The organism is Streptomyces ruber (assembly GCF_014648075.1).
In the GTDB taxonomy this organism is placed as follows: Bacteria; Actinomycetota; Actinomycetes; order Streptomycetales; family Streptomycetaceae; genus Streptomyces; species Streptomyces ruber.
On the sequence record NZ_BMQK01000003.1, the window covers coordinates 488048 to 508543 of the forward strand.

The following is a 20496-nucleotide window of genomic DNA, read 5'->3' on the forward strand; positions in this document are numbered from 1 at the left end:
GCGGTCTTCCGGGACCGACCCCACCCCCCACGATCTCCGAGGCAGGCAGCCGTGCTCTCGACAGCCACCGACACCGCCCCCGCGACCACCGTCCCGCCGCCCGGCATCCCACCGGGCGGCATCGACGAGATCCTCACCCGGGTGATCGAGCGCACGGTCGCGCCCGCGGCCGCCGAAGTGGACCGGCAGGGCGCCTTCCCGGCCGAGGGCGTGGCGGAACTGGGCCGCGCGGGCGTGCTGGGCCTGGTCAGCGCCCCCGAGGTCGGCGGCGGGGGAGTGTCGCCGGCCGTCGCCGCGCACGTGGTCGAGCGGCTGGCCGGAGCGTGCTCCTCCACGGCCATGGTGGTGCTCATGCACTACGCCGCGACCGCCGTGGTCGAGGCGCACGGCCACGAGGACGTCCGGCGGGCGATCGCCCGCGGCGGGCACCTCACGACGCTGGCCTTCTCCGAGACGGGGTCCCGCAGCCACTTCTGGGCGCCGCTCGGCACCGCCTCCGCCGACGGCGACCGGGTGCGGCTCGACGCCGAGAAGAGCTGGGTGACCTCGGCGGGCCACGCCGACAGCTACGTGTGGTCCAGCCGTTCCCTCACCGGCACGGCGCCCATGACGCTGTGGCTGGTCCCCGGGAACGCGCCCGGCCTGACCGTGAAGGGCGCCTACGACGGCTTCGGACTGCGCGGCAACGCGTCCAGCCCGGTCACCGCCGAGGCCGTCACCGTGCCGCGCTCGGCGATGCTCGGCGGCGACGCGCAGGGCATGGACATCGCCCTGGCCACCGCGCTGCCCCGGTTCCTGGTGCTGAACTCGGCCTTCTGCCTCGGCCTGTGCGAGTCGCTGCTGTCCCGGGCCCGCGCCCATCTGTCCGGCTCCCGGCTCGGCCACTTGGACCAGACCCTCGCCGACCAGGACGCGGTGCGCGACGGGTACGCCCGGCTGCACACCCGCGCCGACTCCGCACGCGTCTTCCTGGCCGACACGCTCGCCGCCCTGGAGACCGGCCGGGAGGACGCCATGCTGCGCGTCCTGCAGGTCAAGGCCGTCGCGGCGGAGACGACGGCGGACGTCGCGGACGGGGTCATGCGGCTGTGCGGCGGCGCCGCCTTCCGCCGCGACCTGGGGGTCGAGCGCCGCTTCCGGGACGCGCTCGCGGCCCGCGTCATGGCGCCCACCACACAGGCCCTGTACGACTTCACCGGCCGCGCGAGCCTGGGCCTGCCGCTGTTCGGGGAGACCTCGTGACGCTGCTGACGGGCGCGGTGGCCTACGACCCCAAGGTGGTGGCCGTCTGGACGGGCTTCCGCACCTGGCTGACCGAGCGCGGCCTGCCCTTCGACTTCCTGCTGTACTCCCACTACGAGCGCCAGGTGGAGGACCTGGCCGCCGGGCGCATCCACGCGGCCTGGCTCTCGCCCCTCGCCTGGATCCGCTGCCGCCGCCTGGCGGCGGCCCGGGGCGCACGCCCGCGCCCGCTGGTCATGCGGGACACCGACCGGGGTCTGCGCTCGGTGATCGCGGTGCGCGCCGACGCCCCGTACGCGAACGTCCACGACCTGAAGGGCAGGACGGTGGCCGTGGGCGCCGTCGACTCGCCCCAGGCCACCCTCATCCCGCTGTCGCTGCTGCGCGCCGAGGGACTGAAGCCCGGCGAGGACGTCCGGGTGCGCCGCCACGACGTCGGGGTCGGCCTGCACGGCGACCACGTCGGCGGCGAACGCGAGGCGGCCCGCGCGCTGCTGTCGGGCGAGGCGGACGCCGCCTGTCTGCTGGACGCCAGTCATCTGCTCTTCGGCCAGGAGGGCACGCTGCCGCCCGGCAGCACCCGGCTGCTGACCTCGACCGCCGCGTACGACCACTGCGTCCTCGCCGTCAGCGACGCCGTGCCCGCGGCGGCGGCCGACCGCCTCCGCGACCTGCTGCTCGGCATGGACCCCGCCGACGCCGAGGTCAGGCGGCTGTTCGACCTGGAGGGGCTGAACGCCTGGCTGCCCGGCCGGGACGAGGGCTTCACGGCCCTTGCGACGGCGGTCGACGAGACGGGCTTCTACGACGCGGCGGGCCGGGTGACGGCGGAGGACTACCGGCCGTGAGCCCGCACCCCGGCCGGCCCGGTCCGCGTGTCGCGCTGGACCTGGCCGGCCTCCCCTTCGGCCAGGGAGCCCATCTGCTCGTCCAGCGGGCCCTGGCCGGTCTGGAACCCGGTCAGGAGCTCGCGGTGACCGGCCGCGATCCGGAGCTGTTCGTCCACCTGTCGGCGTGGTGCCGGGGCCACGGGCACCGTGTCCGCCCCGGGGAGGACCCGGACGGCACGGCGCCTGCGGACGCGCCCGGCGGTCCGCCCCGCGGCCCGGTCCGGGCGGTGATCGGGCGCGGTCCGGGCGGTCCGGACCGCTGGGCGGGCGCGGCGCGGGCCGGCGGCGCGGCGCCGGACGGCATCGTCGCCCGGCCGGACGCCGGGTGGGGGCTGGCCGCCCGGGGCGCCCTGGTCGAGGACGGGGCACCGGCGCCAAGCTTCGACCTGGCGGAGCGGGACCTGGTGTGGGCGGAGGTCGCCCCGCGGCTGTACGCCCACGCGGCGTCGGCCCAGTGGGACCCCGCGACCGCGGTGCCCTGGGACGCGCCCGTCGACCTGCCGCCCGCGGTCGAGGCGGCGGTGGTGCAGGTCATGACGTACCTGGTGGAGAACGAGCAGGCGGCCCTGGTGGTGCCGGCGAGACTGCTCACCCGCATCCACCCGCACTTCCGGGAGGTCGTCCAGCTCCTCGCGGTACAGGCCGCCGACGAGGCCCGCCACGTCGAGGTGTTCACCCGCCGGGCGCTGCTGCGCGACGCCACGATGGGCACCTCATCGGCCGGTGGCCGGGCCTCCCTCGCCGGACTGCTCACCGAACCGGACTTCGCCCTCGCCTCGTTCCTGCTGTCCGTCCTCGGCGAGGGCAGCTTCCTGAACCTGCTGTCGTTCCTGGACCGCCACGCCCCCGATCCGGTGACCCGCGCGGTGGTCCGCCTCGCCCACCAGGACGAGGCCCGCCATGTCGCGTTCGGGGTCGCCCACCTGGAGCACCGGGCGTCCGTGGAGCCGGCGCTCCGGGGCCGCCTGCGGGGCGCGGTCGAACGCCGCCACGACATGCTGCGGGACACCGCCGGACTCAACCAGGACGTCATGGACGCGCTCGTCGTCCTGGCCGCCGGCGGCTGGGAGCCCGCGGCGATCGGCCGGGGCCACCACCAGGTCCAGGGCCTCCTGGCGGCCATGGACCAGGGGCGGCAGCGACGGCTCGTACGGCTGGGGTTCCCCGCCGACGAGGCGGCGGACCTGTCGGCCCTGCACACCCGCAACTTCATGTGACCGTCGCCGTCGTGGCCGTACGGGTCGGACGGGCGGCGGGCAGAGGAGCACGCTGAGGACGGTCGACAGGTACGCCTCCGTCCCGGCTTCGGCCTCGCCCTCGGGCCCGGCGCCGACGGCACCGGTGTTCTCGGGCTCGAGCTCCTGGAGTTCGATGATGTCGTGCATGCGGGGCGGTTCCTCTCGGGTGGTGTCTTCTTCCGCTCCCGGACCGGGCGGAACGAACGGTCCGGGCGGACCGGGCCGTGCCTGACCGAGGACGGTGTGCGCGGCCAGCAGCACGCCGGCCGCGCCGGTGGCCAGACCGGTGGACAGCCGCAGCAGGCGGTTCCCGGGGAAGGCCAGCCCGTCGGGGGCGGGGACGGACTGCCGGGTGCCTCGGCCGCCGCGAACCGGTCGCCGTCGTCCCGCAGCCGCCCCGGCGTCTCGAAGAACCGCTCACCGGGCAGACAGTGCGCCGTCAGGTAAGCCGTCGACGGCACCGTGCTCACCGACACCCCTCCGCCCCGCTGTTCGGGAAGGCCGCGGGGTGCCACAGCGTAGTGAAGCGACCCCGGAGGAGCGTGGGCGAAATGCGGCTAGACGGGTGATTCGCCTCCAGCCGCCGCCCGCCTCAGCCGCTCCCGCTGCGGCACCACCACGTACGCCGGGTCCCGCGTGGAGGCGACGCCCGCCTCGAAGGTGCCGAAGCGCTGCAGGACGCTGCCCGCGAGCAGCGCGAGCCCGGCGGCCGCGGCGGCCGTCCGGCTGCGCCGGGCGAGGGTGGCCGCGACGGCCGCCCCGCCGAGCGTCAGACACTCCGACGCCCGGCGCAGCCGGTGCGCCCGCCCGGTGGTGAACGCCTCGGTCACCAGTCCGGGCCGCCGGTCGATCAGCCGGGACGTGACGAGTTCCGCCGCCGCACCGGCCGCCGCGAGCCGCCGGGCCGGTCCCGCCTCGGCGACCGGGGCCACCACCATGCCGAAGCCGCCCCCGGCGGCCGCCGCGGAACCGGTGAACAGGAACGGCAGGTGCCGGTGTGCCTCGTGCCAGGCCGGCACGGCCGTCTGGGAGAGCAGCACCGCCGTGTACGAGGCGACCGCCGGGGCGACGACGGCCGAGGCCAGCCCGGCGGGCCGGGCGGCGAGGCGCACCAGCCTCCCGGGCAGCGTGGCGCGCACGGAGGCGGGCAGCAGCTCGGCGGCGGATGCCAGCACGGTGCCGGGCCCGTACGCGACGAGGATCCAGGTGCCGATCGACATCGGCGAACTCGGCTTGGCGACCCGCAGCATGTGGTGGAACCGCTCGGGCCGGCCCAGGTCCGCGACCAGCAGGTACATGCTGGCCAGCAGACCGGCGGAACTGCCCAGCCGGCAGCCGCGGCGCAGGGCCGGACGGCCCGTCAGGTCCGCCCCGGCGGCGAGCAGCGCCGCGCTCGCCGACAGCCCGCCGGTGAACAGATAGCCGGCGATCTTCCAGTCCCACACCGGCGGCTTCAGCACCGGGCGGCCGTAGTACGAGCGGAACTCCGCGCGCGGCACCATCGACCGCTCCCGGCCCCCGTCACCGCCGTCGCCGCCCCGGCCCTTCCCGGGCCCGTGCCGGTCGGTGCCGAACGGTCGGGCGCCGGTGTCGGCCGCCCCGGCGTCGCTGCGCGGCTCCCGCAGGATGCCGTCGTCCTGGCTCATCGCCGTCCTCCGCCCACGAAGACCGCCACCGCCGCGGTCAGCAGCGCGGACGCGGCCACGCCCGCGTACTTCCACATCTCCGGCAGGTCCCGGGTCGGCACGACCGGGTCCGGCGGCAGCCCGTACACCTCCGGTTCGTCCAGGAGCAGGAAGAACGCGCCGTCGCCGCCCACCCCGTCGTCCGGGTCGCGCCCGTACAGCCGCGCCTCGCCCACCCCCAGCCCGTGCAGCTGCTCCAGCCGCCGGTCGGCCCGCTCCCGGAGTTCGTCCAGCACGCCGAACTGGATGGAGTCCGTGGGGCACGCCTTCGCGCAGGCCGGTTCCAGGCCGCCGCGCAGCCGGTCGTAGCAGAGGGTGCACTTCCAGGCGCGGCCGTCGTCGGGCCGCCGGTCGATCACCCCGTACGGGCAGCCGGACACGCAGTAGCCGCAGCCGTTGCAGATGTCCTGCTGCACCACCACGGTGGAGAACTCGGTGCGGAACAGCGCCCCGGTCGGGCAGACGTCGAGGCAGCCGGCGTGCGTGCAGTGCTTGCACACGTCGGAGGACATCAGCCAGCGGAAGTCCGTACGGCCCTCCGCGCCGGTGGTGGCGCCGGGCAGCTCGAAGGAGGGAAAGCCCACGTCGACCGGGCCGGTGCCCAGCTGCGCGCCGCCCCGCTCGGCGTGCCGCATCCCCTCGGCCACCACCTCCTGCTGCACCCCGGTGACGGAGGGCCCGGTGGGCAGGTCCGGCAGGCCCGTCTCCTGCCGGCCCAGCGGGAGCTGCTGCTCGACGAAGGCGACGTGCCGCCAGGACGACGCGCCGAGCATGCCGGTGTTGTCGTACGACATGCCCGTCAGGTCGAGGCCGTCCTCGGGGACGAGGTTCCACTCCTTGCAGGCCACCTCGCACGCCTTGCAGCCGATGCAGACGGAGGTGTCGGTGAAGAAGCCCACCCGGGGCGGGTGGTCGGTGTGACCGGCGTCCGCGGCGGGGTCGTCGAGCGGCCCGTAGAAGCTGTTCTCGCGGGTCATGGGGAGCCTTCCGGTGGGGCCGGGTCCTGGTCCGGGTCCTGACCCGGTTCCATGTGGGGCGGCCCGGGATCGTCGTCGCCGGCCGTCATGATGCGGGTGCCGGTCCGCGGGGTGATGCCGGCCCGGTCGCGGTAGCCCTGGAGGTACTCCAGCAGGGCCGGGCCGCGCGGCCGGCGGCCGGGCCGGATGTCGCAGGTCAGCACCTTGCTCTCCTGGATGAGCACGTTCGGGTCGGCGACCACGCCGATCAGGTCGTTGACCACGTCGCCGCTGACCAGCCCCGTGTGGCCCCAGTGGTAGGGCATCCACACCTGGTGGACCGTGCGGCCGTCGATCCGCAGCGGTGCCAGCCGGTCGGTGACCATCACCCGGGCGTCCACCGCGGCCCTGCTGGTGACGACATGGGCCCAGTCCAGGTGGACGAGGCCGCGCAGCGCCGCTAGCTCCGGCGACACCTCGACGGTCAGCTCCGGCTGGAGTTCCGCCAGGTAGGGCAACTGCCGGCTCATGCCGCCAGCGGTGTGGTGCTCGGTGAGCCGCGAGGCGGTGAACACGTACGGGAACACCTCGTGGTGCGCCTCGGGCGGGGCCGGGTTGGACGGGTTGTCGGGGCGCCCGTACACCTTGCGCACCGGGCTGCCCTGCTGGCCGTACAGGAGGTTGCGCACCGGCGACTCGTGGGGCTCGTAGTGGGTGGGCAGCGGGCCGTCGGCCAGCCCGGACGGGGCGAACAGCCACGCCTTGCCGTCCGTCATCATGATGAACGCGTCGTCGCCGCCCAGCCCCTCGGGCCCCTCTGCCCCCTCGGGCGGCCGGTAGTGCGGTGGCTTGGTCAGCTCGAAGTCCGGGATGTCGTGCCCGGTCCACTCGCCCTTCTCCTCGTCCCACCAGACGAGGGCCTTGCGCTCGCTCCAGGGGCGGCCCTCGGGGTCGGCGGAGGCACGGTTGTAGAGCACCCGCCGGTTCAGCGGCCAGGTCCAGCCCCACTCCGCCTCGTACGGGCCCTGCTCGAAGCGGGACTTGCGCCGCCGGGACTGGTTGACCTCGTCGGCGTACACCCCGCTGTAGATCCAGCAGCCGCAGGCGGTGCTGCCGTCGGCCTTGAGGTCGGAGTAGCCGTTCACCGTCCGGCCGGTGCGCAGGTCGATGCCGTTGATGTGCCGCAGCACGTCGGCGCCGTCCGGCTCGTCGCCCTCCATGCGGTAGTCCCAGGCCAGGTCGAGCACGGGACGGTCGCGCTCGTCCGCGGAACCGGCCAGCCGCTCCTTCAGCCTCCGCCCGAGGTGGTAGAAGAACCACAGCTCGGAACGGCAGTCGCCGGGCGGCTCGACGGCCTGGTCGCGCCACTGGAGCATGCGCTGCGTCTGCGTGAAGGTGCCGGACTTCTCGACGTGCGAGGCGGCGGGGAAGAAGAACACCTCGGTGCGGCAGCGCTCGGTGGCGATCTCGCCGGTCTCGATCTCCGGCGCGTCCTTCCAGAACGTGGCACTCTCGATCATGGTGAGGTCGCGGACGACGACCCAGTCCAGGTTGGCCATGCCCAGCCGCTGCAGCTTCCCGTGCGCCGAGCCGACCGCCGGGTTCTGGCCCAGCACGAAGTAGCCGGAGACCTTGCCCTCCACCATGTCCATCACGGTGCGGTACGTGCCGTGGTCGCCGTTGATGCGCGGCAGGTAGTCGAAGCAGTAGTCGTTCTCCGCGGTCGCCGCGTCGCCGAAGTACTCCTTGAGCAGCGAGACCGTGTACGCGTCCGCGTTGCGCCAGTAGCCCTTCGTGTGCCGGGGCCCGATGGCCTCCACGTAGCCGGCCAGGTCCTCGTGGGTGGTGTCCGGCATGGGCAGGTAGCCGGGCAGCAGGTTGAACAGGGTCGGGATGTCGGTGGAACCCTGGATGCTGGCGTGCCCGCGCAGCGCGTAGATCCCGCCGCCGGGGCGCCCGATGTTGCCCAGCAGCAGCTGGACGATGGCCCCGGCCCGGATGTACTGGGCGCCGACCGAGTGCTGCGTCCAGCCGACGCTGTACACGAGCGCGGCGGTGCGCTCCCGCCCGGAGTTCGCCGTCCACGCGCGGCACACGTCCAGGAACTGCTCCCGGGGCACCCCGCAGATCCGCTCCACCATCTCCGGCGTGTAGCGGGCGTAGTGCCGCTTGAGCACCTGGTACACACAGCGCGGGTGCCGCAGCTCCGGGTCGGACGCGATCTCGGCGGCGGTCCCCTCGACGGCCGGTCCGGCCGCCCCGTGCCGGAACGGGTCGGTCTGCTCCTTCTCCCGGCAGCCCGAGCGCTCCTCCGCCCGGACGCTCTCGTACGCCCAGCTGGACGGGTCGTACGAGGCGGTGTGCGGGTCGTACCCGCTGAACAGCCCGTCCAGGTCCTCGGTGTCCCGGTAGCGCTCGCTCAGCAGGAACGGGGCGTTGGTGTACGCCCGCACGTACTCACGGAAGTCCAGCTCGTTCGAGAGGATGTAGTTGATCACTCCGCCGAGGAAGGCGATGTCGGTGCCGACCCGCAGCGTGACGTGCTGGTCGGCGTGGGCGCTCGTACGGGTGAAGCGCGGGTCGACGTGGATGACCCGGGCACCGCGCGCCTTGGCCTCCATCACCCACTGGAACCCCACCGGATGGGCCTCGGCCATGTTCGAGCCCATGATGACGATGCAGTCGGTGTTGACCAGGTCCTGCTGGTAGTCGGTGGCGCCGCCGCGCCCGAACGAGGCTCCCAGACCGGGAACCGTGGCGGAGTGTCAAATGCGCGCCTGGTTCTCGACCTGCAACGCGCCCAGGGCCGTGAACAACTTCTTGATGAGGTAGTTCTCCTCGTTGTCCAGCGTCGCCCCGCCGAGGCTGGCGATGCCCATGGTGCGCCGCAGCCGCCTCCCGTCGCGGTCGGTCTCCTGCCAGCCCTTCTCCCGCGCGTCCAGCACCCGGTCCACCACCATGTCCATGGCGGTGTCGAGGTCCAGGTCCTGCCACTCGGTGCCGTAGGGCGGCCGGTAGCGCACCTTGAGCTCACGCTGCGGACCGGTGACCAGCTGCTTGCTGGCCGAACCCTTCGGGCACAGGCGCCCGCGCGAGACGGGGCTGTCCGGGTTGCCCTCGATCTGGGTGACCCGTCCGTCCTTCACGTACACGCGCTGCGCGCAGCCCACCGCGCAGAACGGGCAGACCGAGTCCGCCACCCGGTCGGCCTCGTCCGTCCGGGGGACCAGCCCCGCCGAGCGCGCGGACCGTGCCGCCCTGCCGCGCCCGAGCGGATCCGTCCCGGTGAGCTGCCGGTACACCGGCCATGCGTCGAGCCACCGTCTCACGCCCATCAGCCCGCTCCTTGCGTACGGTCGCGGTCGCCTCCTTCGGACCGTACGCCGTTGTGGCGGCGCCGCAACCCGGGATCAGCCGGTGAAGTCCGTGCGGATCGCGGCGATGTCGAACTGGAGACGCACCTTCTCGCTCACCATGGCCCCGCCCTCGGCGAGCCTGGCGTTGTAGGTCAGCCCCCAGTCGGAGCGGTTGATCGTGGTGGTGCCGTCGAACCCGACGCGCTCGTAGCCGAAGGGGTCGACCACGTGACCGATGTAGGTCAGTTCCAGGACGACGGGGCGGGTGGTGCTCTTGATGGTGAGGTCGCCGGTCATGCGGTAGACGTCCTTGTCCGTGAGCTCCACCTCGGTGCTCCGGAACGTCATCCGGGGGAATCGCCGGGAGTCCAGGAAGTCCCGGCCGACCAGGTGGCCGTCGCGCTGCTCCACACCGGTGTCGACGCTGCCGGTGGATATCGCGATCTCGGCGAGGGAGTTGGCCGGGCGGCGGCCGTCGAAGTAGAGGCGGCTCTCGTACTCCGTGAAGCTGCCCCGCACCGTGGTCACCATGGCGTGCCGCACGGAGAAACCGATCCTGCTGTGAGCGGGATCGATCATCCAGTCCCCGGTGAGGGCCGCCAGGGTGGGGTCCGGCTGAACGGCGGTGTCGGGTTCCGTCATCACCGGAGCCGGCTGCGCCTCCGCACGCCGGTGCGAGGAACTGGAACCGCGGCTGAACAAGTTCATGAGGCGTAGTTACTTCACCGGAAGAAGCGCCCGCAAGTCTTGATCATGAAAGGAGTCGCATCCGGAACAAGACCTTCACACAAACAGTGTTCCCCGGTTTCGTTCGCCCGGTACGGGGACCTCCTCGGTGATCATGTGGTCACACAGGGGCCGCGGGATCGCCGAACGAAGGGACACGGGAGATGGCAGGGAACGGTACGGCCGGTACGGCCGTGGTGACCGGGGCGTCGTCGGGAATCGGCGCCGAGTACGCGGCACGGCTGGCCGCGAGCGGCAGGCGCCTGGTCCTGGTCGCCCGGCGCGCCGACCGCCTCACCGGCCTGGCGCGACGGCTGCGCGAGGACACCGGCGCGGAGGCGGAGACGCTGGTGGCCGACCTCGCCCGGGCGGAGGACGTCGCCCGGGTCGCGGAGCGCGTCGTCGCCGAGGACGTGGACCTGCTGGTCAACAACGCCGGCATCAACGGGTACGGACCGTTCGCCGAGGTCGGTCCCGCGCTGCTGGCCAAGGTGCTCGACGTGAACGTCGTGGCGCCCACGGCGCTGACCCGCGCCGCCGTCCCGGGCATGCTGGCGCGCGGCCGGGGCGCCGTCGTCAACGTCGCCTCGCTGCTGGCGTTCGCCGGGTCCCTGCCGCCCGAACCCCTCCCGTACCGGGCCGTCTACGCGGGCACCAAGGGGTACATGGTCACGTTCACCAGGACCCTCGCCGCCGAGCTGGCCGGCACACCGGTACGGGTGCAGGTCGTCTGCCCCGGCCTCACCGCCACCGAGTTCCACCTCGGCGCGGGCGAGACCCCCGTGGCGGGCGAGCGGCAGCGCGTCCACGACGACGGCGGGATGCCCGCGGCCGACGTGGTGACCGCCTCGCTCGCCGCGCTGGCGGCCGGGGAGGTGGTGTGCGTGCCCGGCCTGGAGGACGCCGGGGCCGTGGACCGCCTGGCCGCCGTCGAACTCGGCCTGCGCCAGGGCTCCGGCGCCTCGCTGGCGGGGCGCTACCGGGCCGGGTAGCGCCCGCCGGACGGTTCGTCGCCGTCGAGCGCGGCGACGGCGCGAGTGAGCGCACCGGGGGAGATGCTCGGGCCCGGGCCGGTTGTCAGTGGCGGCTGCGATGCTGCCGGGTGTGAACGAGTGGCAGATCATGCGGGGCCGGGTCTACGGCGCCGACCACACCGACCCGGGCCCCCGGCCCGGGCGCGCCTACGCGGAGCTGGTGGGCGGCCCGCTGGACGGCCTGCTCCTGGACATCACCGACCGGCCCGCCCGCGAGGTGCGCGAGGGCGTCGCGTTGCGGACCGAGATAGGACGCTACGGCGCGGGCGGCCGCGCCCTGTACGTGCCCCGGGGCGACGGTGGGCGCCGGTTCGACTGGGCCGGGGACACGCCGTGACATGAGCGCCCCGCGGGCACAGCGGCGCCGGTGCCCCGACCGGCGCGGCCACCGGGCCGGTCGGGGCACCGGCCCGGTACGGCCCTCCGGGCACCGGGACGGGAACCCGGGGCCCGTCGGGCCACGGCGGCATGCCCTGTGCGCCGTCCGTCCCTAGTCCGCCTGGCCGGCCTCGGGCTCGGACCCGGCCCGGTCCTCACCCTCGGCCGGGGGCTGCGGTGTCCGCTCACCGTCGTCGGGGGCGGTGTAGTAGACGGACGTGCCCTGCTTGGTGCGGTGGGCCTGGTTCCTGGCCACGAGGCCCTCGACCGTGGTGCGCACGACCGTGGTCTTGATGCGGCGCTCGGGATGGGCCTGGTCGAGCGCCGTGGCGATCTCCGCCGCCGAGCGGGGCTCGCTCTGCTCGGCGAGATGACGGCGGACCAGCTCGACCAGGGTGGGCTTGTCCGTCTTCCCGGTGGTGGTCTTGCCCGAGGGCTTGCGGGCGGCGGGCTTCCTGTCCGACGTGCGGGCCCGCGCGCCGGCGCTCTTCTTCGGCTGCGCCCGCCGCTTCGTGCCGGACGGGGCGGCGTCCTCCCGGGGGGCGGGCACCGTGGTGCCGCCGGGCTCGGCCGCCGTGGTGACGGCGGCCGGTACCGTGCCGAGCGCCTGCTGCATGGTCACCAGTACGGCGTGGTCGTGCTGCAAGGCGGTCAGCTGCTGCTGCAACGCGGCGATGTCCGCGCTGATCCTTTCCTGCTCCGTGGCGTTGCGCTCCAGGTCGGCGGCCACCTGGGTGGCATATTGCGACGTCAGGTCGGTGGTGGCTGCGGCACTTTCGGGCATGCGGTGGACCTTTCCTCAAGTCTTCTTGCCGGGCCTGTGACGACCCGGCGGGAGCCGGGCGCACGGTGTCCCGGAACGGCGTCCGAGCGGCAGCAGTGGTGGCTGCCGCGAGGAGCCCGGCGTGGAGATAGTACGGATGAGGGCTGTGCTTTGCGGGGTTGTGGGTGGTGTGTTGGGCGTGATCCGGGCGGGCGTACCGACGGCCTCACCGGCGGACGGGCCCCGGACGGCGGCCGGTTGACGCTTCGGATGCCGACGGCGTCAGCACGAACGGTCCGTTAACCGGCGCGCATGATTGTGTGACCGTACGGTGTCCCCCTCACCGTACGACTCGTTCATCAGCTCACACGACGCCCGGAGCGACGTCGCGTTCCGGGCGCGGCACAGGAGCTGACACGTCGTCCACCGGACGCCCGGTGCCACTCCACGCTGATCCCCAGCGACTCACGTCCGTTGTTCCCTGCTGCCCGATTGAGGATTCTCGATGGCCCGTCTGTTCCCGCACGCCCTGCGCACGCTGCTCGCCGCCGCCGTACTGACCGGCGCCGCCCTGACCGGCACGGCCCAGGCCGTACCGGTGAAGGAGGCGAGGGGGGCCTGGAACGACTACCGCTGCCGGCCGTCCGCCGCCCACCCGCGGCCGGTCGTCCTGGTCCACGGCACGGGTTCGAACTCGGCCACCAACTGGCCCGTCCTGGCTCCCGACCTGGCGCGGCGCGGCTACTGCGTCTTCTCCCTCGATTACGGGCAGGTGGGCCTGCCCGGCATCGGCGGCCTCGGTCCGATCGAACGGTCCGCCGGGGAACTGCGCACGTTCGTCGACCGGGTGCTCTCGCTCACCGGCGCCCGCCAGGTCGACGTCATCGGCCAGTCGCAGGGCGGCATGATGCCCCGTTACTACCTGAAGTTCCTGGGAGGCGCGGCCAAGGTGCACCACTTCATCGGTATCGCCCCCAGCAACCACGGCAGCACCCTGAACGGGCTGGCCCCGCTCGTGCGGGCGATCGCGCCGACGGACCCGCCCGCCCCGACCGCGTTCCCCGCCCTGCCCCAGCAGGTCGCCGGATCGCCCTTCATGGAGAAGCTGAACGCGGGCGGCGACACCGTTCCCGGCGTCCACTACACCGTGATCTCCACCCGCTACGACATCGTGGTCACTCCGTACCAGTCCCAGTTCCTCCGCGGTCCGGACGTACGCAACGTCCTCATCCAGGACCTGTGCCCGGCCGACCTCTCCGACCACATCTCCCTCGGCACGACGGACCGCATCACCCACCACGAGATCCGCAACGTCCTCGACCCCGCCCACGCCACCCCCACCACCTGCGCCTCCGCCCTCCAGTAGCCGGACGGCCGGGCCCGGGAAGCGGGTCGCACGGCGGCGAGGGCTGTTTGCCGGTTCGGCAACAGGATTCCGTTCCCCGTGGCCCGCGCAGCAGGATGGGCACGGAAACCCCGGGTACGGTGCGTCGGCACCGTTCGGGCACGCCGAGGACCGACGGACACGACGGAGGACGCATGCCAGCGCGCGCCGCGAACCCCACCCACCGCCTGATCCCCGCACCGGCGGGCCGGATCCACCTGGTGGAGCAGGGAACCGGGCCGATGGTGCTCCTCGTGCACGGTTTCCCCGAGTCCTGGTACTCCTGGCGCCACCAGCTGCCCGCACTGGCGGCGGCCGGTTACCGGGCGGTCGCCGTCGACGTCCGCGGCTACGGGCGCTCCTCCCGGCCCGGTGACGTGGCCGCGTACCGGATGCGCGAGCTGGTGGCGGACAACGTCGCCGTGGTGCGCGCGCTGGGCGAGGAGTCCGCGGCCGTCGTCGGCCACGACTGGGGCGCGGGCATCGCCGCCCACTCCGCGCTGCTGGAGCCGGAGGTCTTCCGCGCGGTGGGCATGCTCAGCGTGCCCTACACCCCGCCCGGCGGACCGCGGCCCACCGAGGCGTTCGCGCGGATGGGCGGGGACGACGAGTTCTACGTCTCCTACTTCCAGCGGCCGGGCCGGGCCGAGGCGGAGATCGAGCCCGACGTTCGCGGCTGGCTCGCCGGTCTCTACGCCGCGCTGTCCGCCGACACCATGCCCGCCCCCGGCGCCCCGGACCCGCACTTCGTCGGCCGTGGCGGGACGATGCGCGAGCGCTTCCCCGGCGGCCGGCTCCCGGCCTGGCTCGGCGAGGAGGACCTCGACGTCTACGCCGGCGAGTTCGAACGGACCGGCCTGACCGGGGCGCTGAACCGCTACCGGAACATGGACCGCGACTGGGAGGACCTCACCGACCTGCACGGCGCACCCGTCACCCAGCCGTCGCTGTTCGCCGGCGGCCGCAAGGACGCGAGCACCATGTGGCTGTCCGACGCGATCGACGCCTACCCCGCCACACTGCCCGGGCTGACCTCCTGCCACCTCCTGGACGACTGCGGTCACTGGGTGCAGCAGGAACGCCCCGCCGAGGTGAACCGCATCCTGACGGACTGGCTCGGCGCGCTGCCCTCCTGAACGCGGCCGGCCGGGACTAGGGCGTGCGCTGCCGCCGGGCCGCCATCACCGCGTACACGATGACGCCCGCGAAGAGGAACAGCACGCCCTGGTACACCGCCGCGTAGCCGGCGCCCGCCACGAGCCACATCGAGAAGGCGGCGGCGACCGCCGCGACCACGGTGTCCCGCACCAGCCGCCGGCGGTTCACCAGCTCGCGCCGCCCGGAGACGAGGTGGAACAGCTGCGCGGCGGTGGCCAGCAGGTACGGCACGGTCGCGGTGAACGTGGTGACCAGGACCAGGACGTCGAAGACCCGGGCCGAGCCCGCCGTGTAGTTGTAGACGGTGAGCAGCGAGGCGAGGACGACGGTGACGCCGACGCCGACGGTCGGGACGCCCCGCCGCCGGCGTGCGAAGGCGGCGGGGAACAGGCCGTCCTTGGCCGCCGCGTACGGGGTCTGGGCGCTCAGCAGCGTCCAGCCGTTGAGGCAGCCGGTCATCGACACCAGCGCGGCGAGGGCGACGGCCCAGCCGCCCCAGGTGCCGCCGAACATGGCGTTCACGGCGTCCGTGAAGGGGGCGCTCGACTCGGCCAGCCGGTCGTGGGCGACCGTGCCGAACACGGACAGCGTGCCGAGCAGGTAGACGAGCGCCGCGCCCGTCGTGCCGATGACGGTGGCGCGCCCGACGTTGCGCCGGGGGTTCTTCACCTCGCCCGCGCTGACCGAGGCGGACTCCACGCCGAGGTAGGAGAAGAGCAGCAGGCCGGCGGCGGCGGACACCGCGCCGACCGCGCTGCCGCCGCTCGCGTTGAACGGGCCGAGGTTGCCGGAGTCGAAGAAGAACAGCCCGCCGACCGCGACGAGCAGCAGCGGCGCGAACTTCAGCACGGTCGAGACGAGCTGGACGGCGCCCACGTAACGGGTGCCCGCGAAGTTGGCGAGCGCGGGCAGCCACTGCAGGACGAGCGCGGCCAGGCACGCGGACCAGACGTGGTCGTTCACCGGGACCAGCACGTCGAGGTAGCCGACGGCGGCGACGGCGAGCGCCGCGTTCGACACCCAGGTGGTGATCCAGTACGCCCAGGCGGCGAGGAAGCCGGCGAAGTCGCCGAAAGCCTCGCGGGCGTAGACGTAGGGGCCGCCGGTGCGCGGGTCGCGCTCGGCGAGCCGGCCGAAGACCAGCGCGAGGGCGATGGCGCCCACGGTCAGGACGCCGAAGGCGACCAGGCTGACCGTGCCGTACGGGGCCACGGAGGCCGGGAGCAGGAAGATGCCGCCGCCGATGATGTTGCCCATGACCAGGGCGGTGGCGACGGGGAGCCCGAAACGGCGGGCGTGCCTGCCGTTGCCGTCGGCGGGGGCCGCGGGGTTTCCCCGCGAGGCCGGAGCCGGCTGCCGGGCGGTCCCGGTGACGTGCATGGGGTGGTGCGCCTTTCTCGAACAGGTGCCCGGGATCGCCGGGACACTCTCCATGGTCGGCCATGGTCCGAGGCGCGTCCAAACCGCACTTTTTTGTTCTGTACGACCACATCCTCGCCGTAAAAGGTGCACTCCCGTGCTTCCTGGGCCGGGAATCGTCCCGCCGCGCGCGACGTCCACGGCTCGGTGCTCGCCGTTCGTGCGCATCGCGTGACAAGGACACGCGACGAGAAGAAAGTTGGGTAAATGAGATCAAGATCTGGTTCGATTGGGTAGGTGATCTTGCGCACCTGATCCCGGAAAGGCAGCAGTTGATGTCACCCGTCGCCCAGCAGTCTCCGACCGTCGCTCTGTCCACCGAGTTCCGCAGGGCAGCGGGGGAATCCGATACGCCGCTCGAGGCCTCCCGGCGCCCCGGGATCCCGTACCTGGCGAGGGCGGGGGTCTGACCATGTTCGCGACCCGTTCCCGCTCCCGTTCCGAGATCCCGTTCGAGGCCGCCGACGCCGACGTGCTGCGCATCATCTGCGACTCCCGTACGCCGGTGTTCGTCACCGTGCACGCGGGCGGGCGGCGCCGGTACGGCTACTGGCAGGCGTTCGACGCCCGTACCAACAGGGGCGGCTGTTACGTCGCCCTGCCGACCGAGATATGCGACCGGCTGCACTCCGCGGGACACATCGCGCTCGGTGACGCGCTGGAGGACCCGGGAAAGACCACGTACCGCGTCACGCCCGGCGACGTCCCGGCCCCGCCCGCCCGCCGCAGGCCGGCCGCCCCGGCGGTACGCATGCCCGTGCCGCCCGTCCCGCCCGTGCGCCCGGTGCGGGAGACGCTCGTCGCCTGACGGCAGGGGATCGGGGCGGCCTGCCGGCCCGGAGGCGGTGCCCCCGGGCCGGGTGCCGCACGCGGGTCATCCGAACTGGCCGACCTCGTAGTCGCCGGCGGGCTGCCGGACGATGACGTTCAGACGGTTGTAGGTGTTGATGAGGGCGATGAGGGCCACCAGGGCGGCGAGCTGGTCCTCGTCGTAGTGCTTGGCGGCCTCCGCCCACGCCTCGTCGGTGACGCCCCCGGCCGCGTCGGCGATGCGGGTGCCCTGCTCGGTCAGCTCCAGGGCGGCGCGCTCGGCCTCGGTGAAGACCGTCGCCTCCCGCCAGGCCGCGATCATGTTGAGGCGGAGGGAGGTCTCCCCGGCGTGGGCCGCCTCCTTGGTGTGCATGTCGGTGCAGAAGCCGCAGCCGTTGATCTGGCTGGCGCGGATCTTCACCAGTTCCTGCGTCGCGGCCGGCAGCGCCGAGTCGGCGATGACCTTGCCCGCCGAGTTGAAGTGCCGCATGAGCTTGCCCGAGACCGGGTTGCCGAACAGGTTGAGACGAGCGTCCACGGTGACTCCCATGCCGTCGAAGGTGCTTGCACATCTCTGACGGGACAGCCCGGCGCCGTGTGACAGGAACGGATGTGACGTGCGTCTCTCCCGAGGCGACCCGGCGACCCGGCGACCCGGCGGCCCGCGCGTCGCGTGTCAGGCGGCCGCCGGGCGGCCGGGTGGCGCACACTGAGACCATGGACAGCCCTGATCCGCCGGGGATCTCACGGCGGTTCCCCGCGCGAGCGGACAGTGCGGCGGCGGCCCGGCGGTTCGTGCGGGATGCTGTCGACGGCGCCGCCGCAGGCGTCGGACCGGCCGCGCGGGACGTGGCCGAGCTGCTGGCCGGCGAGCTGGTGACCAACGCGGTGCTGCATGCCCGCGGCGAGTGCGAGGTGCGGGTCCGGACGGCCGGCGGCACGGTGGACGTACGGGTCCTCGACGACAGGCCGGACCGCCCCGTGGTCCCGTGGTACGGCCACCCCTACGCCGCCACGGGATGGGGCTGGACCCTGGTCGAACGGCTGGCGTCCCGCCACGGCGTCACGACCGACGGGGACCGCAAGGCGGTGTGGTTCGAGCTCCGCCCCGAGGACGCGCCGCCCGCGCCCCCCGGCTCCTTCCTTCCCGAACCGCGCGACTGCCCGGCCGGGAACGTCACACTGGTCGATCTGCCGTGCGCGCTGTACTCGGCGTCGCAGCAGCACCGGCACGCGCTGCTGCGCGAGCTCCTCCTCGCCCCGTCCGCCGGAGCCCGGCTCGGTGTGCGGCCGGCGGACCTCGCCACCGCCCACGACATCAGCGCCCTGATCAGCGGCCGCGTGACGCAGGCGTTGCGCGCGCACCCCTCCGGGGCGGACATGGTCACCGTCGGCGTGTCCCTCCCGCCGGAGGCCATGAAGGCCGTCCCCGTCCTGCGCCGGGTGCTCGTCCGTGCCGAACGGGCCGCCCGGCAGGAGCTCCTGCTCAGCCGGCCGAGCCTGCCCCAGATGCGCGCCTTCCGCGACTGGCTGTTCGAGGAGATCACCCGCCAGCTCGCCGGCGAGGAACCTACGGCGTGGACGCTCGTCCCCCGGGAGCCCAGTGCGAGGCCGTCCGAACTGACGCCGTGGGACACCCGGCAGGTCGAGGACAGCAGGGTCCCGACGATCGCCGCCGACGACGCCAACCAGATCATCGCGGCGAACCGGGCCGCGGCGGACCTGCTGGGCTGGCACGCCGACGAACTGCTCGGGCAGCGGATCACCGCCCTCGTCCCCGAACACCTGCGGGAACGTCACCTGGCCGCGTTCACCTCCCTGCTGCTCACCGGGGAGCCCCGCATCCTGGGCCGTTCGGTACCGCTCCCGGCGCTGCACCGCGACGGCGGGCTGCTGCCCGTCCGCCTCTTCATCCAGACCCAGGAGGCCGCCGACGGCCGCACCGTGTTCGTCGCCCAGCTCATCCCCAGGGCGAGCGCACCCGCCGCCTCGCCCGACACCGCCGGAAGCGGCCGGCGCGAGCCGGGCGAGGAACCGGACGAGCCGCGTCCGGAGCCCGCGGCGGACAGGGAGGCAGCGCGTACCGAGGCCCCGGGGCACACGGCCGGGCCGCGACCGGCGGCCGGCGGCGCGCGCACGGCATCGGCGGGACCGGGCCGGGAGGACGCGCACCTGACGGCGCTGGAGGGGCTCTCCCTGCTGGCCGACACCAGGAGCGCACTGGCCGGCACCCCGGACCTGGACGCGCTGGTGCGGCGGGTGTGCGAGGTGCTGGCGGGACAGCTGGCCGACTGGTGCGTGGTGGACCTGCTGGACGAGCACGAGCAGGTGGACCGGGTCTGCGTCGTCCACCACGACACCGAGGCGCTGCCGCCCGAGGCGTACGAGGGCAGGCTCCCGCCGGTGTCCGAGGCCGGGCGGGGACCGCTGCCCCGGGTGCTGCGCGGCGCGGGCCCCCTGCTGCTCACCGAGATCCCGCCGCCGGACCAGGCCACCAGCGCGCTGGACGCCCGTCAGCTCGACCTGTTCGAGCAGCTGGGCGCGCGCAGCGCCGTCGTCGCCCCGCTGCGCGCCCGCAGGGAGGTCCTCGGCGCCCTGACGGTGGCCCGGATCGGCGGGCAGCGCCCGTTCACGGACGAGGACCTGCCCCTCGTCTCCGACGTGGCCGCGGCACTGGCCCTCGGTGTGGACAACGCCCGCCTGTACCAGGAGACGCTGAGCATCGCCGAGCGCCTCCAGCGTTCCCTGCTGCCCGCGCTGCCGGACACCGGGCACCTGCAGCTGGCCGCCCGCTACGCGCCGTCGTCCGCCAGCGCGCAGGTCGGCGGCGACTGGTACGACGCCTTCGTCGTGCCCGGCGGCGACACCGTGCTGGTCATCGGCGACGTCACCGGACACGATCTGAAGGCGGCCGTCGCCATGAGCGCACTGCGCAACATGCTGCGCGGCATCGCGGTCGACCGGCAGGAACCGCCCGGGGACGTGCTGCGCCGGCTGGACCTCGCCAGCCACACCCTCTACCGGCACGCCACCGCCACCTGCATCTACGGCCTGGTCAAGGACGACCCCGCGAGCGGCTCCCAGACCCTGCACTACTCGCTCGCCGGACACCTGCCGCCCCTGCTGGCCACCCGGGAGGGCGACACCCGCTTCCTCGACGCGGCGGCGGGCCTGCTGATCGGCCTGGACCCGGAGATGCCCCGCCCGACCGCCCACGCGGAACTGCCGCCCGACTCGACGCTGCTCCTGTACACCGACGGCCTGATCGAGCGCCGCGGGGAACACCTCGACGACGCCATGACCCGCCTCCGCCGGCACGCCGCCGCCCTGGCGCGCGAACCGCTCCACGTCTTCTGCGACGAACTCCTCATCGGCCTGGCCGCGGACAGCACCGACGACGTCGCCGTCCTCGCGGTGCGCTCCACCCCGCCGTCCTGACCGCCCCCGCGGGCACCGC

General features: G+C 73.9%; 15 protein-coding genes and 1 pseudogene. 9 read left to right on the forward strand and 7 right to left on the reverse strand.

Going from position 1 to position 20496, the window contains the following annotated elements; all coding sequences use genetic code 11:
* Positions 1–51 precede the first annotated feature (51 nt).
* Genes IEZ04_RS10400 through IEZ04_RS10410 form a run of 3 tightly spaced genes read left to right on the forward strand, consistent with a single transcriptional unit; the run spans position 52 to position 3349 of the window.
* Positions 52–1242 carry an acyl-CoA dehydrogenase family protein gene (locus IEZ04_RS10400; RefSeq protein ID WP_229820930.1) on the forward strand — a complete coding sequence of 397 codons (1191 nt, stop codon included), beginning with the start codon at positions 52–54 and terminating at the stop codon, positions 1240–1242.
* A complete protein-coding gene (locus IEZ04_RS10405; protein WP_189216439.1) occupies positions 1239–2090 on the forward strand; it encodes a phosphate/phosphite/phosphonate ABC transporter substrate-binding protein in 852 nt (283 codons plus the stop codon). Before IEZ04_RS10400 ends, IEZ04_RS10405 begins: the two co-directional genes overlap by 4 nt.
* Positions 2087–3349 carry a ferritin-like domain-containing protein gene (locus IEZ04_RS10410; RefSeq protein WP_229820931.1) on the forward strand — a complete coding sequence of 421 codons (1263 nt, stop codon included), beginning with the start codon at positions 2087–2089 and terminating at the stop codon, positions 3347–3349. The genes IEZ04_RS10405 and IEZ04_RS10410 overlap by 4 nt, the downstream gene beginning before the upstream one ends.
* A 578-nt stretch (positions 3350–3927) precedes the next feature.
* On the opposite strand, the gene nrfD is transcribed toward IEZ04_RS10410, so the two are convergent.
* From nrfD to IEZ04_RS10430, 4 genes and pseudogenes are all read right to left on the reverse strand, one after another.
* Positions 3928–5016 (reverse strand): NrfD/PsrC family molybdoenzyme membrane anchor subunit, encoded by a 1089-nt coding sequence (nrfD, locus tag IEZ04_RS10415; protein ID WP_189216440.1) that lies wholly within the window; start codon positions 5014–5016, stop codon positions 3928–3930.
* Entirely contained in the window at positions 5013–6032 is a 1020-nt protein-coding gene (locus IEZ04_RS10420; protein WP_189216441.1) for a 4Fe-4S dicluster domain-containing protein, read from the reverse strand. Before IEZ04_RS10420 ends, nrfD begins: the two co-directional genes overlap by 4 nt.
* An 89-nt stretch (positions 6033–6121) precedes the next feature.
* A pseudogene (fdh, locus tag IEZ04_RS10425) lies at positions 6122–9346 on the reverse strand (formate dehydrogenase); the annotation flags it as partial.
* A 75-nt stretch (positions 9347–9421) separates the two neighbouring features.
* Positions 9422–10075 carry a YceI family protein gene (locus IEZ04_RS10430; protein ID WP_189216443.1) on the reverse strand — a complete coding sequence of 218 codons (654 nt, stop codon included), beginning with the start codon at positions 10073–10075 and terminating at the stop codon, positions 9422–9424.
* Positions 10076–10257: 182 nt separating this feature from the next.
* On the opposite strand from IEZ04_RS10430, the gene IEZ04_RS10435 reads away from it, so the two are divergent.
* Positions 10258–11085 (forward strand): SDR family NAD(P)-dependent oxidoreductase, encoded by an 828-nt coding sequence (locus IEZ04_RS10435; RefSeq protein ID WP_189216444.1) that lies wholly within the window; start codon positions 10258–10260, stop codon positions 11083–11085.
* A 100-nt stretch (positions 11086–11185) separates the two neighbouring features.
* Positions 11186–11464, forward strand: a complete 279-nt coding sequence (locus IEZ04_RS10440; RefSeq protein WP_189216445.1) for a hypothetical protein — start codon at positions 11186–11188, stop codon at positions 11462–11464.
* Between the two features lie 153 nt (positions 11465–11617).
* On the opposite strand, the gene IEZ04_RS10445 is transcribed toward IEZ04_RS10440, so the two are convergent.
* Positions 11618–12289 carry a hypothetical protein gene (locus IEZ04_RS10445; protein WP_229820933.1) on the reverse strand — a complete coding sequence of 224 codons (672 nt, stop codon included), beginning with the start codon at positions 12287–12289 and terminating at the stop codon, positions 11618–11620.
* Between the two features lie 484 nt (positions 12290–12773).
* On the opposite strand from IEZ04_RS10445, the gene IEZ04_RS10450 reads away from it, so the two are divergent.
* Together IEZ04_RS10450 and IEZ04_RS10455 are read left to right on the forward strand one after the other, a co-directional pair.
* Positions 12774–13634 carry an esterase/lipase family protein gene (locus IEZ04_RS10450; RefSeq protein WP_189216446.1) on the forward strand — a complete coding sequence of 287 codons (861 nt, stop codon included), beginning with the start codon at positions 12774–12776 and terminating at the stop codon, positions 13632–13634.
* 173 nt (positions 13635–13807) lie between these two features.
* Complete coding sequence (locus tag IEZ04_RS10455) at positions 13808–14788, forward strand: alpha/beta fold hydrolase (RefSeq protein ID WP_189216447.1); 981 nt, start codon at positions 13808–13810, stop codon at positions 14786–14788.
* Positions 14789–14804: 16 nt separating this feature from the next.
* On the opposite strand, the gene IEZ04_RS10460 is transcribed toward IEZ04_RS10455, so the two are convergent.
* Complete coding sequence (locus tag IEZ04_RS10460; RefSeq protein WP_189216655.1) at positions 14805–16190, reverse strand: amino acid permease; 1386 nt, start codon at positions 16188–16190, stop codon at positions 14805–14807.
* A 451-nt stretch (positions 16191–16641) separates the two neighbouring features.
* Here IEZ04_RS10460 and IEZ04_RS10465 point away from each other — a divergent pair, with 451 nt between their 5' ends.
* The gene (locus IEZ04_RS10465; protein WP_189216448.1) at positions 16642–17037 is read left to right on the forward strand and encodes a hypothetical protein; all 396 of its coding nucleotides are present in this window, start codon (positions 16642–16644) and stop codon (positions 17035–17037) included.
* Between the two features lie 66 nt (positions 17038–17103).
* Here IEZ04_RS10465 and IEZ04_RS10470 read toward each other — a convergent pair whose 3' ends face one another.
* Positions 17104–17577 (reverse strand): carboxymuconolactone decarboxylase family protein, encoded by a 474-nt coding sequence (locus tag IEZ04_RS10470; protein WP_189216656.1) that lies wholly within the window; start codon positions 17575–17577, stop codon positions 17104–17106.
* A 179-nt stretch (positions 17578–17756) separates the two neighbouring features.
* Between IEZ04_RS10470 and IEZ04_RS10475 the strand changes: the two genes are divergently transcribed.
* Entirely contained in the window at positions 17757–20477 is a 2721-nt protein-coding gene (locus tag IEZ04_RS10475) for a SpoIIE family protein phosphatase (RefSeq protein WP_189216449.1), read from the forward strand.
* The last annotated feature ends 19 nt before the right edge of the window (positions 20478–20496 follow it).